The 23,157-nt window shown below is 36.0% G+C and carries 17 protein-coding genes; 11 read left to right on the forward strand and 6 right to left on the reverse strand.

All coding sequences use genetic code 11. The features are described 5' to 3' along the window. Window positions 1-462: 462 nt before the first annotated feature. The 11 genes from MWU82_RS10800 to MWU82_RS10850 all read left to right on the forward strand — a co-directional run bounded on the left by MWU82_RS10800 (window position 463) and on the right by MWU82_RS10850 (window position 14,259). Window positions 463-2,754: a DEAD/DEAH box helicase family protein gene (locus MWU82_RS10800; protein ID WP_348646983.1), complete on the forward strand. Its 2,292-nt coding sequence runs from the start codon at window positions 463-465 to the stop codon at window positions 2,752-2,754. Next, window positions 2,755-4,266, forward strand: coding sequence for an RNA-binding domain-containing protein (locus tag MWU82_RS10805; RefSeq protein ID WP_247096379.1), 1,512 nt, complete (start codon window positions 2,755-2,757; stop codon window positions 4,264-4,266). It abuts the gene before it with no gap. Then, entirely contained in the window at window positions 4,266-5,696 is a 1,431-nt protein-coding gene (locus MWU82_RS10810; protein WP_247096380.1) for a class I SAM-dependent DNA methyltransferase, read from the forward strand. The genes MWU82_RS10805 and MWU82_RS10810 overlap by 1 nt, the downstream gene beginning before the upstream one ends. A 1-nt stretch (window position 5,697) precedes the next feature. Then, the gene (locus MWU82_RS10815; RefSeq protein ID WP_247096381.1) at window positions 5,698-7,422 is read left to right on the forward strand and encodes a restriction endonuclease subunit S; all 1,725 of its coding nucleotides are present in this window, start codon (window positions 5,698-5,700) and stop codon (window positions 7,420-7,422) included. Continuing rightward, window positions 7,413-7,829, forward strand: a complete 417-nt coding sequence (locus MWU82_RS10820) for a hypothetical protein (RefSeq protein ID WP_247096382.1) — start codon at window positions 7,413-7,415, stop codon at window positions 7,827-7,829. The genes MWU82_RS10815 and MWU82_RS10820 overlap by 10 nt, the downstream gene beginning before the upstream one ends. Before the next feature lie 63 nt (window positions 7,830-7,892). Further along, the gene (locus tag MWU82_RS10825; RefSeq protein WP_247096383.1) at window positions 7,893-9,986 is read left to right on the forward strand and encodes a RecQ family ATP-dependent DNA helicase; all 2,094 of its coding nucleotides are present in this window, start codon (window positions 7,893-7,895) and stop codon (window positions 9,984-9,986) included. Window position 9,987: 1 nt separating this feature from the next. Then, on the forward strand, window positions 9,988-11,289 hold the full coding sequence (locus MWU82_RS10830) for a DNA-processing protein DprA (RefSeq protein WP_247096384.1): 1,302 nt from the start codon (window positions 9,988-9,990) through the stop codon (window positions 11,287-11,289). Window positions 11,290-11,310: 21 nt separating this feature from the next. Beyond that, a complete protein-coding gene (locus MWU82_RS10835; protein WP_247096385.1) occupies window positions 11,311-12,471 on the forward strand; it encodes a hypothetical protein in 1,161 nt (386 codons plus the stop codon). Continuing rightward, window positions 12,471-13,319 (forward strand): GIY-YIG nuclease family protein, encoded by an 849-nt coding sequence (locus tag MWU82_RS10840; protein WP_247096386.1) that lies wholly within the window; start codon window positions 12,471-12,473, stop codon window positions 13,317-13,319. The genes MWU82_RS10835 and MWU82_RS10840 overlap by 1 nt, the downstream gene beginning before the upstream one ends. A 143-nt stretch (window positions 13,320-13,462) precedes the next feature. Beyond that, window positions 13,463-14,038 (forward strand): hypothetical protein, encoded by a 576-nt coding sequence (locus MWU82_RS10845; RefSeq protein ID WP_247096387.1) that lies wholly within the window; start codon window positions 13,463-13,465, stop codon window positions 14,036-14,038. Then, the gene (locus tag MWU82_RS10850) at window positions 14,038-14,259 is read left to right on the forward strand and encodes a hypothetical protein (RefSeq protein ID WP_247096388.1); all 222 of its coding nucleotides are present in this window, start codon (window positions 14,038-14,040) and stop codon (window positions 14,257-14,259) included. The genes MWU82_RS10845 and MWU82_RS10850 overlap by 1 nt, the downstream gene beginning before the upstream one ends. A 240-nt stretch (window positions 14,260-14,499) precedes the next feature. Here MWU82_RS10850 and MWU82_RS10855 read toward each other — a convergent pair whose 3' ends face one another. From MWU82_RS10855 to asnA, 6 genes are all read right to left on the reverse strand, one after another. Further along, window positions 14,500-15,756: a sialidase family protein gene (locus MWU82_RS10855; RefSeq protein ID WP_247096389.1), complete on the reverse strand. Its 1,257-nt coding sequence runs from the start codon at window positions 15,754-15,756 to the stop codon at window positions 14,500-14,502. 291 nt (window positions 15,757-16,047) lie between these two features. Continuing rightward, on the reverse strand, window positions 16,048-17,556 hold the full coding sequence (locus MWU82_RS10860; RefSeq protein ID WP_247096390.1) for an alkaline phosphatase D family protein: 1,509 nt from the start codon (window positions 17,554-17,556) through the stop codon (window positions 16,048-16,050). Window positions 17,557-17,634: 78 nt separating this feature from the next. Beyond that, window positions 17,635-18,291, reverse strand: a complete 657-nt coding sequence (locus tag MWU82_RS10865; protein ID WP_247096391.1) for a DNA alkylation repair protein — start codon at window positions 18,289-18,291, stop codon at window positions 17,635-17,637. Between the two features lie 53 nt (window positions 18,292-18,344). Beyond that, a complete protein-coding gene (locus MWU82_RS10870; RefSeq protein WP_247096392.1) occupies window positions 18,345-19,286 on the reverse strand; it encodes an NAD(P)-dependent alcohol dehydrogenase in 942 nt (313 codons plus the stop codon). A 1,276-nt stretch (window positions 19,287-20,562) separates the two neighbouring features. Next, on the reverse strand, window positions 20,563-21,501 hold the full coding sequence (locus MWU82_RS10875) for an alpha/beta hydrolase (protein WP_247096393.1): 939 nt from the start codon (window positions 21,499-21,501) through the stop codon (window positions 20,563-20,565). A gap of 168 nt (window positions 21,502-21,669) precedes the next feature. Beyond that, complete coding sequence (gene asnA / locus MWU82_RS10880; RefSeq protein ID WP_247096394.1) at window positions 21,670-22,713, reverse strand: aspartate--ammonia ligase; 1,044 nt, start codon at window positions 22,711-22,713, stop codon at window positions 21,670-21,672. Between the last annotated feature and the right edge of the window lie 444 nt (window positions 22,714-23,157).

Here is a 23,157-nt window from a genome sequence, read left to right on the forward strand (position 1 = left end):
GCGATTAATAAAATCATATATGGAACGAAGTAAAGGAGTGGCAATAGGTTTGTCTATGTCCTTTTGCATTGGAATCTTTTAGAATACCCTATAAGATTTACAAAGATTCTACAGTTAAACGAAAATTTCAAACTCGGTCTTTTTATAATTAACCTCCTTTGAAATGTAGTTAAATACGATTTAACAGATTAGCTCGTTATAACCTTGCTGTGATTATCAAAGGATTACAATTTTATAGTGATTTATAGTTATACTATTTTGATTGATTTTTCCTTCAATCAAAAAAAACTACTATTTTTAAAATTCCTAAATTGGGATTGTTCTAAGTTGTTCCCCCGACAGAATTGAATTGCTAATTAATTTTGACATCTCGTCCGAATTTTAATGAATAAAAAAGATTTATCTGAACGGGATATATGTTCTAAGTATATTAATCCTGCATTGGTGAAAGCGGGGTGGAATATGAAAAGGCAGGTCCGTGAGGAAGTGTCCTTTACTGATGGGCGTATTATAGTTCAAGGGAAGCTTTATACTAGAGGTAAAAGTAAAAGGGCAGATTATATCCTTTATTACAAATCCAACCAGCCAATTGCAATAATTGAAGCCAAAGATAATAAGAAGCCCGTGGGTTCGGGTATGCAACAGGCTTTGGAATATTCAGAAATTCTACAGATTCCATTTGTATTTACCTCCAATGGCGACTCATTTGTTTTTCATGATAGAACCGCTACTGAGGGAGCCTTGGAACAGGAATTATCCTTAGAGAATTTTCCTTCCCCAGAACAACTTTGGGATAAATATTTGAGATATACTGAAATTGAGACCCCAGAGGCCAAAGAAATAATTGAAACCGATTATTTTGTGGATGACAGTGGAATGTCTCCTAGGTACTATCAACAAAATGCAGTTAACCGTACTTTAGAAGCAGTGGCTAAGGGACAAGACCGCATCATATTGGTTATGGCTACGGGCACAGGGAAAACCTATACAGCTTTTAATATTATTTGGAGATTATGGAAAACAGGGGTTAAAAAACGCATTTTATTTCTAGCCGATAGAAATGCCTTATTGACCCAAACCAAGAATGGTGATTTTTCGCCCTTTGGGAATGATATTATGCATATAATTAAAAACAGGAAGATAGATAAGTCATACCAAATCTATTTTGCGCTGTACCAGGGCTTGACCAGTAACGATGAAGAAAAAAACGCCTACAAAGAGTTTAGTCCTGATTTTTTTGACTTAGTGGTTATAGATGAATGTCACAGAGGAAGTGCTGCCGAAGCTTCGGCATGGAGAGATGTTTTAACGTATTTTAAATCGGCAACCCATGTTGGGTTGACTGCAACTCCTAAGGAAACCAAAGATGTTTCCAATATGGAATATTTTGGGGAACCTGTTTACACCTATTCATTAAAGCAAGGTATTGAGGACGGCTTTTTGGCACCTTATAAGGTAGTTAGAATCACTACTAGTGTTGATGATGGTTGGAGGCCCACAGCCGGCTTATTGGATAAGTATGGTAATGAGATAAAAGACCGTATTTATAATCTAAAGGATTACGACAAGACTCTAGCGATCGATGAACGTACGGAAGTGGTGGCTAAGAAAATTACAGAATATTTAAAGGCCACTGACCGTTTTGCCAAAACCATTGTTTTCTGCACAGATATTGACCATGCAAATCGCATGCGTCAGGCATTAATTAATGAAAACGCAGACATAGTCGCTAAACACTGGAACTATTGCGTTAAAATTACGGGTGATGATGAAGTAGGTAAGCAAGAGCTTGATAATTTTACAGATGTTGAAGAACGTTTTCCTGTCATAGCTACCACCTCAAAAATGTTGACTACAGGCATTGATACCAAAATGGTGAAGTTTATTGTTTTGGAATCTAACATTCAATCGGTTACCGAGTTTAAGCAAATTATAGGGCGGGGCACCCGAATTAGGGAAGCTGAGGGTAAAGTGTATTTTACCATTATGGATTTTAGAAAGGCCACTAATATTTTTGCACGACCAGATTTTGATGGTGATCCAGTTCAAATTTACGAACCAAAACCAGATGAGCCTGTAGTTCCACCTGATGAAGAAGATACTGCGCAGCCTGATAATGGGGAGCCACCTAACCAAGATGATTTTAAACCAACAAAGCCAAATATTAATATAGACGGTTCTGAAGATGTAGTAAAAAAATACTACGTTAACGATGTTCCTGTATCCATAATTCATGAGCGAGTACAGTACTATGGTAATGATGGTAAATTGATTACGGAATCATTAAAGGATTATTCCAAGAAGAATATTGAAAAAGAATTTTCCTCTTTGGATGATTTCCTCCAAAAATGGAATGCTTCGGATAAGAAGGAAGAACTTATTCGGGAATTGGCAGAACATGGTGTATTATTGGAAGCTCTACGGGAAGATGTCGGCAAAGATTTGGATGACTTTGATTTAATTTGTCATATCGCATTCGACCAACCTGCTTTAACGCGACAAGAACGTGCTAATAAGGTGCGTAAACGTAATTATTTTACTAAGTATAGCGAAACCGCACAAAAAGTACTAAACAGCTTATTAGACAAATACGAACAAGAAGGCATTACCTCTATAGAGCAAGGTTCCATACTAAAAGTACAGCCTTTAAACCAAATAGGTTCTGCTGTAGAGTTAGTAAGAGCTTTTGGTAAAAAGAAGGACTTTGAGCAAGCTATAAAAGATTTAGAAAATGAAATTTATAATATTGCTTAATTGAATATTCAATCTAAAATACAACAACCCGAAGGTAGGCGTCTTGAATTTAAAGAAGTTATACCAACCAATGCAGAGTTAGCAAAAACAATTGTTGCTTTTGCTAATGATGCTGGAGGCGAGTTGTTTATTGGTATTAAAAATAGTCCTAGAGAAATTTCCGGATTACAAAAAGACCAATTAGACACTATTGAAAATAAAATTAGCAATATTGTAAACGACCAATGCGCACCAAGCATTATACCGGAAATCACTTTTATTGAAGAAGATAATAAACATATTATAAGAGTTTACATTCATAAGGGAAGTAAACCTCCTTATTATATTTCTTCAAAAGGAAAAGAAAAAGGAACCTTTACTAGAGTTGGTTCTTCTAATAGATTAGCTTCGCTTGAAATTATCCTGGAATTAGAAAGACAAGGACAACATATTTCATTTGATTCTGAATTATACTTTAATAAAAATTATGAAGATTTAAATCTCGATAATTTTTATAGTTTTTTCAAAGAAAAAGCAAACGAAAATGTAACTTTTGAAGTCTTAAAAAAATTAAATCTTTTTAAAGTAGAACAAGGGCAAATATTCCCCACCAATGCGTTGGTTTTACTATCTGATGATGTAAAAAAAAGAGAACTATTTCCCAATGCTAAAGTAGAATGTGCACGATTTAAAGGAACCATTCCTGGAACATATATCGATCAAAAAACTATTGATGGTACTATCGCTTTACAAGCGGAACAGGCATATCAATTTGTTCTGCGTCATATTTCTGAAGGCACAGAAGATTATCAAGGTGTTTATAGAAACAATCGTTGGGAATATCCTATAATCGCCATACGAGAAGTTATTAGGAATGCCGTAATACATAGAGACTATTCTCTTAAAGGGAAAGATATTAAAATTGCCATTTTCGATGATAAATTAGAAATAACAAGTCCTGGAAAATTATTACCTACTGTAGATTTTAGCGAAATGGATGCTGGGCAATCTGATGTTAGAAATGTAGTACTTGCACCAGTTTTCAAACGCTTGGGTATTATTGAACAATGGGGAAACGGATTGCAGTTAATTGCAGATGATTTAAAAGTATATCCTGAAATAGAATTGGCTTGGAAAGAACCAGGAATGGCTTTTAGAGTGTCGTTCATCAAGACAAACTACAAGCAACAGCAAGAATTACAGCAAGAGTTACAGCAGGAGTTGCAGCAGGAGTTGCAGCAGGAGTTACAGCAGGAGTTGCAGCAGGAGTTGCAGCAGGAGTTGCAGCAGGAGAGTTTATTTTCAAAAACACTCCAAATAGTAGCTTTAAAAACAAGTGCCACCAAGGAGATAGCCATAGCCTTAGGGCAAAAAAGTATCTCAGGTCAACTGTATCAAATCATTAATCAACTTAGGGAGTTAGAATTAATAGAATGGACTATTCCAGACAAACCAAAAAGCTCTAAACAACAATACAAAATAACACAACGAGGAATTGTATTTCTTCAACTATTAAAGAATAAAAAAGCATAATGAGTAACATAACAACCAACATAAAAGGCATACGCGATATTATGCGTAAAGACACAGGAGTAGACGGAGATGCACAACGCATCTCACAAATGGTGTGGATGCTTTTTATGAAAATATTTGCTGATAAGGAGGAGGAATGGGAAATTACCATAGACAACTATGAGTCTCCGATTCCAGAAAAATTTAAATGGCAAAACTGGGCTGCAGATGATGAAGGAAAAACAGGTGATGAATTAATGGAGTTTATAAACAATGAACTCTTTCCTGCACTTAAAGAGTTGGACATCACCATAAGTCCTCAAGCCCAAATTATACGTTCTGTTTTTGAGGACACCTATAATTATATGAAAAACGGAACCTTGTTCCGTCAAGTTATAAATGTTATAAACGAGATAGATTTTAATAGCACTACAGAGCGTCATCTGTTTAATGATATCTATGAAACCATTCTAAAGGAGTTGCAGTCTGCAGGTTCTTCTGGGGAGTATTACACGCCAAGAGCTGTTACACAGTTTATGGTAGACATGATAGACCCACAATTAGGAGAAAGTATATTGGATCCTGCATGTGGTACTGGTGGTTTTTTAACCTGTACCATTGACCATATGCGTGAGCAAGTAAAGACTCCCAAAGACAGAGATGTGCTGCAAACATCTATAAGAGGTATAGAGAAAAAACCGTTACCACATTTGTTGTGCACCACCAACCTTATGCTACACGGTTTTGATTTACCAGCGGTACGTAGGGATAACCTATTAAGTAAACCCTACGCAGATTGGGGAGCAAAAGACAAGTTAGATATTATTTTGACCAATCCACCTTTTGGGGGCGTGGAAGAAGATGGCACCGAAACCAACTTCCCACAAAAGTTTAGGACCAAGGAAACGGCCGATTTATTTTTAGCCCTAATCATTAAGCTGCTTAAAAATACCGGACGCTGTGCTATTGTATTACCCGATGGCACTTTGTTTGGCGAAGGAATGAAAACACGCCTAAAAGAGGAGTTGTTAGAGCGTTGTAACCTCCATACAATAGTGCGCTTACCTAATGGGGTGTTTAACCCGTATACCGGCATTAAAACCAATTTGCTGTTCTTTGAAAAAGGTGTGCCAACCAAAGAAGTATGGTATTTTGAACATCCTTATCCCGATGGTGTAAAAAGTTATAATAAAACCAAACCTATTCACATTAAGGAATTTGATTTAGAGAAAGCCTGGTGGAAAAAGAGAGAAGAGAATGAGTATGCTTGGAAAGTATCTATTGAGGAGATTAAAAAGCGAGGCTATAATCTAGATATTAAGAACCCACACCAAGAAGAAGATACTTTAGCAAGCCCAGAGGTGTTGTTAGAAAAATACAGAGCAACCGAAAAGAAGATTTCCTTTATTCAAGAAGAAATCATTAATGTATTAACCGAAGCTTTAAAATAAGATGCAGTTACTAAAACATTTTAAAGAGCTTACGGTTAGACCTAAAAGTGCACAAGAGTTAAAAGGGTTGATTTTACAATTGGCAATACAAGGAAAATTGACTTCTAATTGGAGAAAAGAAAATCCTGATATTGAGCCTGCTTCAGAATTATTAAAACGAATACATGAAGAGAAGAAACAGCTTGTTAAGGATAATAAAATAAGAAAGGAAAAAGCGTTACCAAAAATCACCAAAAATGAAATTTCACTTGAGTTGCCTAAAGGTTGGCTATGGTGTCGTTTTGATGAAATAGGTGTGCCCCAACCGGGTTTTTCATTTAAATCAAAAGAGTTTAATAATGAGGGGATTGGTTTGCCTTTGATTCGAATAAGAGATTTACATAAAAAAAATATAGAAACTTATTATTCTGGTGAGTATAGAGATGATTTTTTGATTCGGAATGGGGAGTATCTGGTTGGTATGGATGGAAATTTTAATATTGCCAAATGGAATAAGGGTGAAGCTTTATTAAATCAACGGGTTTGTAGGCTTTATTTTATTTCTTCAGATTTAATAAAAGAAGTATTTGTTTATGCTCTCCAATTTAAATTATGGGCTTTGCAAGGGACTAAATCTTATACAACGGTAGATCATTTATCTGGTAAACAAATAAAAAATAGTGTTCTTCCGTTTCCACCATTGGAAGAACAAAAAGAAATTGTAAGAGTAGTAGAAACCCTTTTTAATGAAGTAGAGCAATTAGAGCAATTAACGGTTGAGCTCATTAGTTTAAAAGAAGACTTTGTGTCTTCTGCTTTAAACCAACTCACTACCAATAATACTCAACAAGAATGGGGGTTTCTACAAGACCATTTTAAAAGTTTCTTTAATGAAACCACTAACATTAAAAAGTTACGAGAAACCGTTTTACAATTAGCTGTTCAAGGTAAACTGACTCGATTATGGAGAGAGAGTCATCCTGAACTAGTTTCAGGATCCCATCATGCAAGTGAACTCTTAAAACGCATACAAAAAGAGAAAGCACAACTTGTAAAGGAGAAGAAAATAAAAAAGGAAAAAGCCTTGCCACCCATTACCAAAGAGGAAATTCCTTATGAGTTACCTGAAGGTTGGGTTTGGTGTAGATTAGGTGATATTATTAAAGAAAAACCTAGAAACGGATATTCCCCTAGAGGAGTTGAATTTGAAACTCAAACTAAATCTTTAAAATTGGGGGCTACGACAAAAGGAGTTTTTGATCCGAGTCAAGTTAAATATTTAAATGAAGTTGTACCAAGAGAGTCACATCTCTGGCTCCAAAATAACGATATCTTAATTCAACGGAGTAATTCTTTAGACTATGTAGGCATTAGTGCAATTTATAAAGGAGAAGATTATGAATATGTTTATCCAGATCTGATGATGAAAATTCAAGGCTGTACAAATATTGATACAGATTATTTACACACGATATTGATTAGTGGATTTGTAAGACAATATTTTAGGGACAATGCTTCGGGAACCTCTAGTAATATGCCAAAGATAAATCAAAGTATTGTTCTAAATACTATGATTCCATTGTGTAATGAATCAGAACAAAAAGCCATGGTCAAAAAAGTGTATGCGTTAATGGGTTTATGTGATAGGCTAGAGCAGGAAGTAAAAGTAAGCCAAGAATATTGTGAGCGGTTAATGCAGAGCTGTTTAAGGGAGGTTTTTGAAGGTAAAAAGGAAGTATGTGTATAATTTCGGATAAAATAAAGTTTTGTACTTGTGTTGATGCTGCTTTTGATATAGAGGAACTTAATCATTATTGGGTTTTACATAGGTATAATAGGTATAACAAGAATAAAAACGAAAATGTTATGGGGTCACCAGTTTTACCTGGTCATCTGCACCCAATGTTCGAAATTAATGCAGAACTATTAGTAAGTACTTTAAACACCTCTGAAGCATTCGATAAAGACATTGAGCTAAAACGTGGAGATAGGCTTGAAGTAGTGCTCTGTAACAACCAAACTGAAGGTAAAGAGCCTTTGTACTATAACTTTAAATATACAGGCAAAATCTGGAATTCAATTGAGTCAGATTGTTTTGATTTAATGAACAGGTTTGACGAGGTTACTGCAGGGGAAATTAAAGAAATGGATTAGAATATACAAAGTTATTCAAGTGAGGTATTTGCAGTTAATCAGTCTTGTCCAAATTAAGTTAGTATGCATAAACAAAAAGCAATTTCATTATTACGTAAATCACTTAATTTACCGGATGCAGAGTTCAGAGACGGACAATGGGAGGCAATTGAAAAACTAACGGTTAATAAAGAAAAGTTACTAGTCATTCAACGCACTGGTTGGGGGAAAAGTTCTGTATATTTTGTTAGCACGAGAATTTTAAGAGATCAAGGCAAAGGTCCGACAATTATTATTTCGCCTTTACTAGCTTTAATGCGTAATCAAATTGAGGCAGCGGAACGTTTAGGCATAAATGCAGTTTCAATAAATTCCTCTAATTTTGACGATTGGAAAGATATACAGTATGAGGTTTTAACAAATAATGTTGATGCACTTTTGATTTCCCCTGAACGTTTAGCAAATGAACGTTTCGTGGATGAAATACTATTTCCAATTGCAGATAGAATTGGATTGTTTGTAGTAGATGAAGCACATTGCATTTCAGATTGGGGACACGATTTTAGACCAGATTATAGACGTATTGTTGGGATTTTAAAAGTAATGCCTAAAGGTATGCCCGTTTTAGGCACAACAGCTACAGCTAATTATAGAGTGGTTGCAGATATCGAAGAGCAATTAGGAGGTATTAATGTTTTAAGAGGAGCATTAACTAGAGAGAGTCTAAAACTTCAGAATATAGTATTAAAAGACCAAGCCTCACGTTTAGCCTGGTTAAAGGAAAACCTTCCAAATTTAGAAGGTAGTGGCATAATTTACGTATTAACGAAACGTGACGCAAGAACGATTACACAATGGCTAAATGATTGCGATATTGATGCGGCAGCATATTACTCCGGTGTTGAAGATGAAAATTTTGAAGATACGACTAAGTATAGAGAGTTCTTAGAAGATGCTTTGTATAACAATGAGGTTAAAGTATTGGTAGCGACTACGTCGTTAGCAATGGGGTATGATAAACCAGACCTTAATTTTGTAATCCATTTTCAAGCCCCAGATTCAATAATTAGTTATTATCAACAAGTAGGTCGTGCAGGGCGTGCCATAAATACTGCCTATGGTGTTTTATTATCAGGACGGGAGGATGCCGATGTACATCAGTATTTTAGAGAGTCCGCTTTTCCTCCTGAAGAAACAGTTGCTTATATTTTAAAAGCTCTTGAAGATTATGATGGGTTGTCAGTTCCTAAATTGCAAGAAGTATTAAATTTAAAATACGGTCAAATAACACAAACACTTAAATACTTAAGTGTTGAAGAACCTTCTCCAATTATTAAAGTAGGAACACAGTGGAAAAGAACGGCCGTAGGCTATGCCATGAATACTGAGAAAATAGAACGTTTAACTAATCAGCGTATATTAGAGTGGAATACTGTTCAGGATTATATAAATACAGAGGAGTGTTTAATGATGTTTTTACAAAAGGAATTGGATGATCCTAATAGGGCGCCTTGTGGTAAATGCGCAAATTGTTTAAGGAGCGCAATAGTGCCAAATTCTGTTTCCCATGACAATATAGTAGAAGCATCTATTTACTTGAAACATTCTGAATTTGATATTTTACCTAGAAAACAAATTGCAGCTAATGCTTTACCCGAATACGAATGGAGTGGAAGATTAAATAATTTAATAGCAGAAACAGGTAAAGCATTATCACGTTGGGGAGACGCCGGTTGGGGCAAAATGGTGGCAGATGATAAATATGCTGGACATATTAGAGATGAATTGGTAGATGCCATGTATGAAATGATAGTTGATAGATGGCAACCTAATCCATTTCCAGAATGGTTAACTTGCATACCTTCTTTAAGACATCCAGAATTGGTGCCAGATTTCTCAAAACGATTAGCTGAAAAATTAGGGATACCTTTCTTGCCTATTATTATAAAAGTAAAAGATACACAACCCCAAAAAGAACAACAAAATAGTTTTCACCAATGCCATAATTTAGATGGTGTTTTTCAGATAAGTGGGATTGTAGAAAATAAACCTGTATTTTTGATAGACGATGCCATTGATTCTGGTTGGACATTTACTATTGCAACAACACTTTTAAAAAAATCTGGTGCGGGTTTGGTTTATCCAGTTGCGCTAACCTCAACTTCAGTAAGTGATTAAAATGATTACAGAGAGAACAAAAGCTATATTACTTTTAACATCCTACTTGTCGAAAGATTTAGATAAGGATAGTAAACCTTTATCTATAACTGAGTGGAATAAATTGGTAAGATGGTTACAATTGAAAGATTTAAAGCCGGAAGATCTTTTGGTCATAGATTTGAATGCGGTTTTATCCAATTGGACAGACAAATTCATTGACAAAAATAGAATAATAGCCTTATTAGACCGTAAAATGGCGCTTGCACTTAAACTGGAAAAATGGTTGAAAGCAGGTGTTTGGGTAATTAATAGGAGTGATCAAGATTATCCAGAGAATTTAAAAAATAAATTGAAAGATCGCGTACCACCAATACTTTTTGGTATAGGGAATAAAGAGCTTTTAAATAAAAATTATATTGGAATTGTTGGTTCAAGAAATATATCAATTAATGATATAGATGCGACTAAATCCATAGTAAAACAAATTGTTAAACAAGGACATGGTGTGATTTCAGGTGGGGCAAGAGGTGTTGATGAACACTCTATGGTCGAAGCAACTGCCTTGAAGGGTTATTCGATGGGGATTCTAGCGGATAGTCTATTAAAAAAATCATCTGCTAAAATATATAGAGAAAGCATTGTTGCTAATAAACTAGTTTTAATATCACCGTATAGCCCTGAAGCAGGTTTTAATGTTGGTAACGCCATGGGAAGGAATAAATTAATCTATGTCCTTTCGGAAGCTACCATAGTAATTAAGTCAGATACCAAGGGCGGTACATGGGAAGGATCCAAGGAAAATATTAAAAATAATTGGGTGCCAACGTGGGTTGTTGATTGTCATGATAAAAAACAAAATAAGGGGAACGAAGAAGTCGTTAAATTAGGTGCAAAATGGATATCTAAGGATTTAAAAATAAATGTTAGGGACTTAGTTATAAAATCAAATAACAAACCTATTGAAATTAAACAAGGTGATTTATTCGGAAATAGAAATGAAAACATCGAACATGAAGTTAAATTAGCTGAGAAAAAGGAAGCCAACCTAAATAAGATTAAAGCCTCTAAAGAATTAGAGATAAAGGGTACGAACATACCTTTTAATGAAGCCTCTCTTTTTGAGGTATTTATGTATAAATTGATACTTAGATTTAGAACAAATGAAATAAATAAAGCAGAAATATTAGATTATTTTAACTTGACTTCTAGGCAAGTAGATGAATGGCTAAAATTGGGAACAGAGAAAGGATTCTTGATAAAAAAATCAAGACCATTGAGATACTTAATAAATGAAGATTATAGAATTAGTATAGAAATATAATGCCTCAGCATTTGGTTAAGAATGAAATGGATAAAAAAAATATTGGGATTAGATATTCACCTTGCACGATTAGAAAGTATTCAAAAATCCTTAGATGCCATTCAGGTGAAACAAACACCAATAACAATTCCTTCCAATTTTAAATTAGTAGATCCTTTAAATAATAAGTTAGAATTATTTTCATTCAGCGAAAAAGAAAACGAATTGCCAATTTCAAAATCTAAAAAAGTTGTAAAAAATGGAGATTCAATCATCCGTAATTTTTTTGGAACTGTACCGGATTTAATGTCTACTGCTATGCTTTCAAAATCTTACAGATTTATTTTTCCACAAGGGTTTAGTGGTCAAGTAATGCAAATTGGAAATGGTCAAGGATCCGCTATTATGCAAAATGGGATTATACTTACTCATGGTTCTTACGTTAAAAACATTATTGTTGCTGCTCCTTTTGCTGTATATAGTTTAGGCCATATGGTTATTAGGCAACATTATTTAAATAAAATACACGAATCTCTAGCAAAAATCAGTGAAAAATTAAATGATTTGATAGAACTTGAATTTATAAAGAAAGAAGCAAAAATTGATGCCATAATTTACTTTTATAAAAAAGCATATTTTGAGTTTGACAACATCAAGTTAAATGAAAATTATAAAAATGCAATTCTAACCAATATTGTGGCCAAAAATATTGAGGTTTTTGAACTTATAAAATTTTATGAAAAATCAATACATAAAACAAGTAAATATAATGCTACTTCTATAAATGTTTTTGAAGACCAGCTCAAAATTTTCGTTCAATTACAAGATTTATTTCTATACGGTAAACTCCTTGCTTTTGTGTATGCAAACTTATATGATAAAGAACTTCAAATGGATTTCATTAAAGAATTTGAAAACGTAAGGTCTATTTATCTGAAAACATTTAAAGCTAATAGTACTCAAATTAATAAAATTTTGAATGAGAATAAAATTGGATGGTCTGATTGGTTAAAAGGAAGTAAAGCACAAAAAATCAAGGCTAGAAATGAAATTATTAATGACCTTTTAACTATTGATAGTATAACAAGGGCAGTGGAAAAAAAATTTGAAGAAGGAAAGGTGATACTTAAAGATTTTATTACAAAAATTGAACAACCACAAGAGTTCATATTCGAAGATGGAGAGCTCTACCAGGTATCTTAATGAATATGATTAACAGACCACAAACAATACAAATATTTCTTCCAGATGGTTCTCCAACAAGCATTCGTGAAGCAGAAATAACCAATAGATTAGTAAAGGCAATTTTGTTTCCACGAAATAAAATGCAAGAAGTAGTAAAAAGAGAACTGGTTCATTTTACAGGAGTCTATTTTTTGTTTGGTATTACAGAAGATGGCGCAAAGCCATTAGTCTATATTGGAGAAGGTGAAGATTGTTTTAAACGTATTCAATCCCATAATCGTCTTAAAGATTTTTGGACCCATTGCGTAATAGTATCTACTAAAACGGATGAATATACAAAAACGGATGTAAAATTTTTGGAGCATTATTGTTTGGAGAAAGCGACAGAAGTAAGCAGATATAAACTGGATAATGATACAGGTTCGAAAAAACAATCCATATCAGAGAGCAGGGAACATGATTTATTGGATAATTTTGAAACTGCAAAAATATTATTGGCAACGTTAGGTTATCCTATTTTTGAGGAGAAGCGAAAAGCCCAAACAACAAAAGAGTTGTTCTATTGTAAGGGTAAGGATGCATCAGCAGTAGGAGAGTTAACTGACGATGGCTTTTTAGTTTATAAAGGTGGTAGAAGTACTATTATAGAAGCACAGTCAATTGGAACTTGGGTTTCAAGAATAAGAAAACAACTTTTAGAGGATTCAATATTAAAAGAGGAAAACGGAGTATATATTTTCCAATGTGATCATGTGTTTAATTCGCCGAGTGCAGCAGCGGCTACCGTGTTAGCTAGAGCGGCAAATGGATGGACGTCATGGAAGGATTTATCTGGAAAAACCTTAGATGAACTTAAAAGGAAATAAGGTCGTCAAATTAACATGTGATTATAGAATAGTTTTGTCAAGAGGACTTGGCCTAAAAAGTAAATATTTCATTCTAATAAAATAGAAACTCTAGCCATGGTAGCGATTTATAAATATTTCATTAGCGCACATAATAGAAGCAGATGAATCTAAACGAGATTAATGCCCGTCCTAGAAGTGGAGAAGAAAGGTTTAGATTTGATGATAGCAATATTGACATTAAATTAAATGAATTTTGGATATGGAATCAATCGAACTTATTAGAAAATAGAACACGGGGAATTTTGGCAGAATTTATTGTTAAACAAGCCCTAAATATTGATAATGATATTCGAATTGAGTGGGATTGTTATGATTTGATTACTAAAGAGGGGCTAAAGATTGAAGTAAAATCCGCCGCTTATGTTCAGAGTTGGAAACAAAAGAAATATTCGGACATCTCTTTTGGAATAGCACCTGCAAAAATGGATCCTATTCATCCATTATATGATGGCACATCTAGACGCTGGAGCGATCTTTATATTTTTTGTGTTTTAGAAAACAAGAATCAAGAGACCATAAACCCTTTGGATTTAAATCAATGGGTCTTTTATGTTTTAAAAACTGAGATTTTGGACCAAAAAGTTCCAAATCAGAAAACAATAGGATTAAATTCCCTACTGAAACTAAAACCAGCTAAATGCAATTTCAATGAGCTGAAAACAGTAATATTATCCTGATGGCGACACATATGCATATATCCGAATATGAAGCGAAAGAAGGTACACTCCTACTCTCTTGCGAATGTGGTTGGGAAGGAAAGGCAACAGAGGCACATGGGGAACTGCATGAAGCTGTTATGGATTTTGAATGCCCTAAATGTGACAAAATGCTATTGATCGTTAATCTTATAACAGATTCTCAAAAGTATTTTGCCTGGAAAGAATCCAAAAAAGAATGAAAAAAAATAGGCTTACAATTCGGATATCCCTTTAGTTGTTGGGCTGTCGCATAATTGAAAAGTGAACTTTCATGCCCCTTTGTTTGAGCCTAAGAGATAGTCTTAATTCTTATTCAAAAAGCACCACTCCATCACCACAGGGCGCACCACACAGCAACAATTTATGCCTTTGACAATTAAAGATTTGGGCGCTTATTAAAACCAGCGTTATATCTGATTATTTTTAAAAAAAAACATATACTATTTATTTTCAATTTCCAAAATAGTACCTGCAATATAGCGGGTACCATTATCTTGATTGAAATAGTAGATTACCAAAACTTTATCATCATGGAGTTGGGTTGCCCAGGTATAACCAATATCACTACTGCCGCCATCAGCACGAAGTACGATCTCAGGAGCTGTTGCAAAATCTGTACATTCTGCATTTAGAATACGGGCGCGTATTCCGTATGGTTCATGGCGGTATCCGTAGGTAAGTAAAACTCTATTATCTTTTAATTGCAAAGCATTTAAAGGATGTCCCTGGAAACCCATTGACTCCCATTTAAAAGTTTTACCTCCATCTGTAGAACGGGAAATAACAGCTTGGTCTTCAAAATGAGCCGTTCTTAAAAAACCCACAAGATCGCCTTTGGGGGTTTCAATGATTGATGCCTCATTAAATGAAATTTTGCTATCAACAGCTACAGGCGAAACATAATCCCAGGTCAACCCTTTATCCTTTGAGGTGATAAGATGATTGGAGGTCTTGGTAGGGGTATCGTGCGCTGCCACTATCCATAAAATCCTCCCATCATTTGCCTCGTATAATGCTCCTCTATTATATGCCGCCACTGGATTGCCCAATGCATCATTTAAAACTTCCGGTCCTATATGTGGAGGATATATAGCATCACCCCAAGTTTTTCCACCATCATGGGAACGAACCAGATAGCCTCCCAAAAAAACGGCATTTCCAGAGTTAATAAAACTCGGTTCCTTTAAGTTAGACAAACCATCTGGCCTAACAAAAGCCCAGCCATAACTGGCACAAAGAAGAGTGCCGTCCTTCATTTGCAATAAACAGGGGTCTTGGGAACCCCCAAAAGGATGTGCATAAATCAATTTAGGGGTCTTTGTCCATGTTTCTCCGTTATCACTGGATTGCACCGATACCAAATAGCTGTTGGGATCAACGTGATTTGTTTTACTCTCTTGAAATATTTTACGATCTGGTGCCCTGCGAAATGCCACCAATATCTCTCCATCTGGCCGAGTTATTACAGACGGAAATGTAGAGAAAAACATGGAATCCTTATAAATTACGATATCCTTTATTATACGAACACCTGGAGTACTATCTCCCAAATATGGCAGGCTTTCATTTATGGCCAAGAGAGCGCTTTCGGGTTTTACTACTGGACTCGATTTGGTTGAATTCCTATCTATACATTGCACGGCAACCATAAGAAGCAAACCTAATAAGCTGAATGTTTTTACTTTACCTTTCATCATAATTATATTTCCTCTTTATTAACTTGAATTATTTATACTTGTTCGTTGTTCAGAACAAGAGTTATGTCAACCCATCCCATTCTTCCCCACTTTACCAGATCTAAAAATCAATATCAGTATTTTATACTATTTTCTTGATGTTCGATGCCTAGTTTAACCACAGTAACACCACAACACCTATCAGCATAGAGTTCACCACACTTCAACCATTAATATCTTTTCCTGCCTTTTAAGTGGACGTGAATGCAATTTATCTTTTGCTGCCCAGCGATTGTTCCTTATAGGTGTCAATTAATTTCGGCCAGTTTTCTCCGTCTCATAAAGCAATTTTCCCTTTTCATCATAATGTTGAAAGCTTGCCACTGGAATACTATCCTTTCTTTGCACGGTAACCGACAAAAATCCACCACTGGCGGACTCCTTATCCCCTTGAATATAGAATTGTTTGATCAAACTATCGGGATCGGTCGATTCGGGATCTCCTGCCAAGCGTCCAGCGCGTGAATTGTTATCGACCAAGGAACCTGTAGAGAATTCTTCAAATCCACTCGGGTGCATGGCGTGGTATTGCCAATGCCTGTCGCCGCATATGATATAAAGATTTTTATCGAGGAAACCATTATCACCCAACCATGTAAAAATTGCTTCCCCCTCATGCCTAAAACCGTCATGATTTACATGGTTATCTGTTTTGTAGGCATCATCAGGGCCTACCATTGGAGTAGGTGATATTATAAGCTTAAAACTGGCATCGCTCTCCATTAAGGTCTCCTTAAGCCAATTTAATTGCTCGGTTCCCAACAGCGTTTTATCAGGTCCGTCTTTCATTTCATTGGCACTTCTATAGTCCCTCCCTTCCAAAAACCAAAGCTGAAGATCTTGGCTCATGCGATGGGTACGATAGGTTTTAGCATTTACGTCCTCTAGATCCACCACGGGTAATTGTTCCTTAAAATTCTTGATTCCCAATTCATGGGATATAGGAAACTCCTGATAGGGATCGGCATCGTTGAATCTATAATCATGGTCATCCTTTTCCCAATAAGTTCCCAGATTGCTAAAAAGTTCCCGAAACCTTGGCTGGGCAAATTGTTCATGGTATTTCCTGCGCATCCCTGCTTCATCCACCACTTCCATGCCCTTATAACCTCCTGGGTTAGGATTCTTCCCTGCTTTAACGGCTCTATCGAAGTTGGTCTTGTGGGGATGATCAAAGTACACGTTATCACCAGTACCAATAAAGTAATCCGGGTTCAAGTTCTGGATAGCCTGCAATGCCGGATAGCCTTGAAGCTTGTCTTCCCCAGAATAGGCCGTTCCTTCCGCATATTTTCCGTAGTGGAAAAAATAGTGGTTCATACCCGTTACCACCACCATTGATAACTTTTCACTGCTATTTGGTCCGGGCAAGGTTTTAAAAGTCCCTATTTCACTTTCAAAAAGGGTATTCTGGTCCTTTCCAAATTGGAGGCGATAGAAGTATTTATTTCCTGGCTCCAGACCTTCAATTTTCTTTTTAATAATAAAGTCGTTCTCTGAATTGGCCTCTACAAAGTCAGAATACAGGGGATTGTTAAAAGTAGCATCCTTATCAATTTCAAATCTGGCGATTCCATTGGCACCGCTTATATCCCCGTTGACCAGGCTGTCGGTAAGGGTTAATCTGGATTGTAGGATGACGGATGTTGAAGTGGCTTCACCAGCCATAATTCCTTGTCCAAGATAGATGTCCTGAACCATGGGTTGGCAGGAGGTAATTAGGGTGGCGATCAGAAGGGTTCTTATAATTGTTTTTATCATACTGTGGTTATTGTTTGCTTGGTTTAGTTTATGATTCGTGTTCTATAAGGCATGCAATATACTTTGTTGGTGGTAGTATTAAATATTCTTTTTGCCCAATGCCAAATAATGTTTTCGCGTCTCAGGGCTGAACTTCTCAATGGCGTATCTTAGGGTAACCCTAGCTAGGGTTGGAGCATATACATCCAGAAAGTCTTTCAGTTTATTTTCGTCCCTCTTGCCTGCTTCCCTGATCCAGCTACCCACTGCTTTTTGGACAAATTCGTCCCGATCATTGGCAAGAATTTCAGCAATTTTAAAGGTGTCATCCAATTCATTCTTTCGTATAAAATAGTAAGTACTTACAATGGCTGTCCTTCTTTCCATAGGGTTTGGGGATTTTGCCAAATTGTATAAGGGCGTTCTGTCCTTATCAAACAAATACCCACCCACTACATAGGGTGCGGCCCTATCTACCAGACCCCAATCGTCTATATATTTATGATTTTCTATATACGCCAGGTATACATCCCGCCTCTCCCCTACTGTGGTTTTCTTATTTCGAGCTTTCCAGTCCAAGATGGATACGGCACCAAGTCGGTGATCGTAATTTTCGTCTCTTAGTAATTTAACCACCTCAGCAACCGGCATGTACTGAAAATCTTTCGCCAAATAAAACACCTCCCTTTTGGGAAGTACTCCCGAATATTGCTGGCCAATGTCTTTTAAAGTTTCTATGAATTCTGTTGCCGTCATTATCGTAAGGTTTCATTGTTCCGTTTTGCTTTCGGATACATTTGTTCGTTATCTTATCCCTCCACCGTTATAATTACTTTGCCTTGTGCATGACCTTCACTTAAATAGTCCATGGCTTCAGCTGTCCTGTCAAGGGAATATCTTTTTTCGATAACCGGCTTTATCTTGTGGTTCTCTAAGAGCTTCACTACAAAATCCAAATCCTTTTGGTTTGCTTTAGCCGAAAGATATCGCATTTTCTTTTTTCCGAACGATAACAGCCAACCGAAAAAAATAGACTTCATTACTTGTAATAACCCCCCACCTACCATGACATATATACCGTTCGAACTTAAGATTTTTCTATAGCCCAAAAGTGGATAAGTGCCATTGATGGCCACAATTAGATCATAACGTTCATTACTTTTGGTGAAATCCTCCTTGGTATAATCAATTACATGATCTGCGCCCAAGGCTCTTGCTTGCTCCATATTTTTAGTACCGCAAACTGCTGTTATAATCGTCCCGTAATACTTGGCAAGTTGCACAGCAAAGGTGCCTACTCCGCCGGCGGCACCAACAATTAACATCTTCAGTTCTTTCTGGATATTACCTTTGTCACGTAATGCTTTTAAGGCTGTTGTAGCTGCAACGGGCAAAGTAACAGCTTCTTCAAACAAAATTTTCGCAGGTTTTAGTACCAAGGCTTTTTCAGGTGCCAGGGCGTATTCTGCCAATCCACCAAAACCAAAATCAGAAAGGTCTCCGAGCACTTCATCCCCAGGCTTGAATTGTTGGATATTTTTTCCCACAGATTCTATCTTACCAGCTATTGCGGATCCGAAGATTTTTTTCTTCGGTGTAATTCCCATTTTCATGGAACGGTAATCCGCTGCGTTTAAGGAGGCACAAACAATTTTTATCAATACTTCGTTGTCGTTGGGCCTAGGCTTTTCAACATCGCAATATATTAACTTATCGGATGGATCTTTCTTATGGTATACTATTGCTTTCATTACTGAAGCTATGTTAGCTGATTTTTCAACATATTCTTAAATGAATCCCAACGTATAGACATATGTAACGGTACATAATAATTCCATTCCAAGGGACATCCCTAAATACATTTTAGTGTCTTATAATTATTCTAATTCCAATAAAATTATCGCTCCTGTAAAGAGGGGAATCAATACAACCAGGTATTTGGTCCTAAGTTAGTAAATATTGAATTTAGTATCTGCTATATTTATAAAGGTCGATAATAGCCATGGAATGGTATTCCTATGATTTGGTGAGTAGGTTGCATTCGCTTTGAAAAAGAATAGGTTAAATGTATACAGATTGTGTTGCAAAATTTTATGGTACTATGGACTAAATAGTTTCATTCTTTCACCACAGCTTCACCCTGTATTAGTTTATGATCCTGATTGGTGATAAGTTATAGGTAACTCCATAGATGCCAACAGTTCAATACCAAAAAAAAAAAAAAAAACACTATTAACGAAAAATATTTGATCGTTGTTAATACAGTTGGACATTGGCTACAAAGTCAATTGTTAGGTCGATCTTCTTTCCTGATAGAGATGGCATGGCCATAAAGAATCATTGAAGCCTTGGAAATAATTTAGGACATGGCATGGAACATAAAATCTTGGGATTTCATGCCCCCCCTGCGTCGGTTTCATTGGACAGTTAAGAAATGGATAAATCTGAAAAGTTTAGTGTGCATTAGAATTAATAAGAACAAACTATCTCACTATTAGTATTCTGTTCATTTTTTGCATCGCCCAAAAAACGAACCAAAAAACGCTAGGCTGATTTTTCTTTTCTTGAAATCTACGGACTTTCCACGGCCGCAGCGCCCAGGCCGCTTTCACTATGGTGAAATGCTCTATGGACGCCTTCCTAAACCCGGTGTGAAAACCCCTTGATTTACTACTAAAATAAAAATAGGCCGTTTCTTTGTTCCGTCAACATATAAAGTATAGAAAAATCCTTATCTGCTAGTGAATACCGCTGAATATAGTCCGTAAAGCCTTTATATTTAGATTTTTTGTATATTATGACTATGGATTTACCAATTGAGGCTTACGAGATACTTATTCCTGTGGTTATAATCAGTATAGCGCTGGTTGTGGTCCATTACCTAACAAAAGGCAGTAGGAATTTCAGAAGCAGCAGAAATAAAAAGGCTAGGAAGCAGTTTTAATCTGCTATATTCCACTTTTGGATTTATTCAAGACCAACTTCCCTTGTCGAAAAAGCAGTGCACTCGCTAAGTGCAAAAAGTCCTTATTTTAAAAAGTCCAGCATTTTTTCATTTACTGTTTCCGCTTGATCAATGGATAAAAAATGTCCTGCATTTTGTATTACTTCACCTTTCCCTTTCGGCAGCATATTTGCAATTGCCACCGTTCTTTTTTCATTGATCATATCGTCATCACCAATTAAAACCAGAACAGGCATTTGTAAAGATTTTAATTCGTCATTGGAAAAAGGTTGCATGCTGGTTATAAATTTATTCTCAGACTCCAATTCCGTACCCAATTTATATTGATTTAAGTAAACATCGTTAATATTATCAACATTGCTGGACATGCTTTCTAGGCTCTGTTCCATTTGCTTTTCCTTGGATGAAAATATCCTAACTATATTTTTTAATAAATCCGTACTAGGCTTGATCCATGTAAAAGTTTGTGCCGGACTTAATAATAGTAAGCTTTTTATCTTTTTCTGATCGTCCAGTGCTAGGTTAACGGCCAACCAACCTCCCCGGGAAGCACCAATGAGATGAAAGCTATCCAACTCCAGGGCAAACAAAACTTCCTTATACCAAGCGGTAACTTTTTCAACACTTTCAATATCATTATACAAATAAGATTTCCCTGCTTCGAGAATAAAGTCGATCGCAAACACCCTATGGTTTTTGGTAAGGGATTCGATATTTGGATACCACATGGTAGAACTGGCATTCATTCCGTGGAGCAATACCACAGGATCTGCATTTTTAGGGCCACTTACTATAACATGGGCAATTCCGTTAGTGGTAGGAATATACAATTCCTCATAAGGGACATTCCATAATTTTAAGGTCTGGTCATAAGCTTCAAAATAAGCTGCATTTGAAGCAGATGGGGTTGTAATATATTCTGGTGGATTTTTATATTTATCGTATTTGTCAGTACAACCAACACATAAAACAAAAAAAGCAAGCAATAGAAATAGTCTCATAGAATGCAATATACAAATTGCTCGGACCACTTTTCCAAAAAGAACCTAAGTACCCAAACAAATCTACTACACATAAATGTGCCGTCAATTACGAATAATGATTAAAATAAAAATGGCCGCCAAAAAGTATTGGCAGCCATTTTAAAAGTATGTTAAAGCGTGGGGTTCCTAGAAAAGAATGGGAATATTCCCTTGCTTACATTCTTCAATCATTTCTTCGGGCCAGATACTGGTCTGAATCTCTCCAATATGCGCTTTTTTCAGGAAAAACATACAGAGACGGGACTGACCTATACCACCTCCAATGGATAAAGGAAGTTCATCATTAAGAAGCATTTTATGCCACATTAATTCTTTTCTATCTTCCTTACCTTCAATTGCCAGTTGCCTATTAAGTGCTTCTTTATCAACGCGGATTCCCATAGACGAAAGCTCCAAGGCATCTTCAAGTATAGGGTTCCACAGAAGGATATCTCCATTTAGACCCTTAAGACCATTTTCGGTTTCGGTACTCCAGTCGTCATAATCCGGAGCTCTACCATCATGCTTTATCCCTTCTGGGAGTAGCCCCCCAATTCCTATAATAAATACTGCACCATATTTTTTAGCAGCTTCTGTTTCCCTTTCCTTGCAGGAAAGATTGGGATACTGTTCGGCCAATTCCTCTGTATGAATAAAAGTAATTTCTTCTGGAAGTACAGGTTTTATATGAGAATAACGCTCGTAAACAACATATTCTACCCTTCTAAAAATGCTGTAAATTTTTCGCACAATATATTTTAGGAAATCGATAGTTCTTTCTTCTTTGGAGACCACTCTTTCCCAATCCCACTGATCTACATATATGGAATGTATATTTGAAAAAACTTCGTCTGGACGTAATGCGTTCATATCTGTATACACGCCGTAACCAGACTCAATTCCCAACTCGGCCAGAGCAAGTCTTTTCCATTTGGCAAGCGAATGAACAATTTCAGCTTCAGCATCATCCATACTTTTTATTGGAAAGGTAACAGGACGTTCTACGCCACTAAGGTCATCATTAATTCCGGACCCTTTTTTTACGAACAAAGGAGCGGTGATTCTTCTCAATCTCAATTCGGACGACAAACTAAGCTCAAAAAAGTCTTTAATCAACTTAATTGCCTGTTCTGTCTCTTGCATATTTAATTGCGGATGATATCCTTTCGGGATTTGCAATTTATAATCCATTCTGTTTATATTTAATTAGATGAATAGCGATTTGCATGTTATAGTTGAAAAATAAAACGCAAAAGTGCAATAAATGGAAGGAATATCAAAACAGTGATAAGGGATAAATAAAGATGGTTTATTGACTTTCTTCCGTTAAATCCTAGTGATAACTATTAAATGCCTTAATAAAAGAGACTTGATCATAATATGGTAAGAAACTGGACGTGGTTCTGTTAAAACTACTTAATCAATGCTGGAAATTCAAAACCACGCAGCTGACGCTACTAGTTTTTTTATTTAATCCAAAGCCCGGTCAAGTTTGGCTTTTTCTCAGTCTCATAGGATTACCTGCGGTGATCCTATTCCCTCAATGTTGCAAATTCAAAACCGCGCAGCTAGCACTGCTAGTTCTTTGTTTTACTGCAAGGCTACGAACGCTGTTCGGCCTTTCCATAGCCCATA

This window comes from Arenibacter sp. S6351L (assembly GCF_023016025.1).
In the GTDB taxonomy this organism is placed as follows: Bacteria; Bacteroidota; Bacteroidia; order Flavobacteriales; family Flavobacteriaceae; genus Arenibacter; species Arenibacter algicola_B.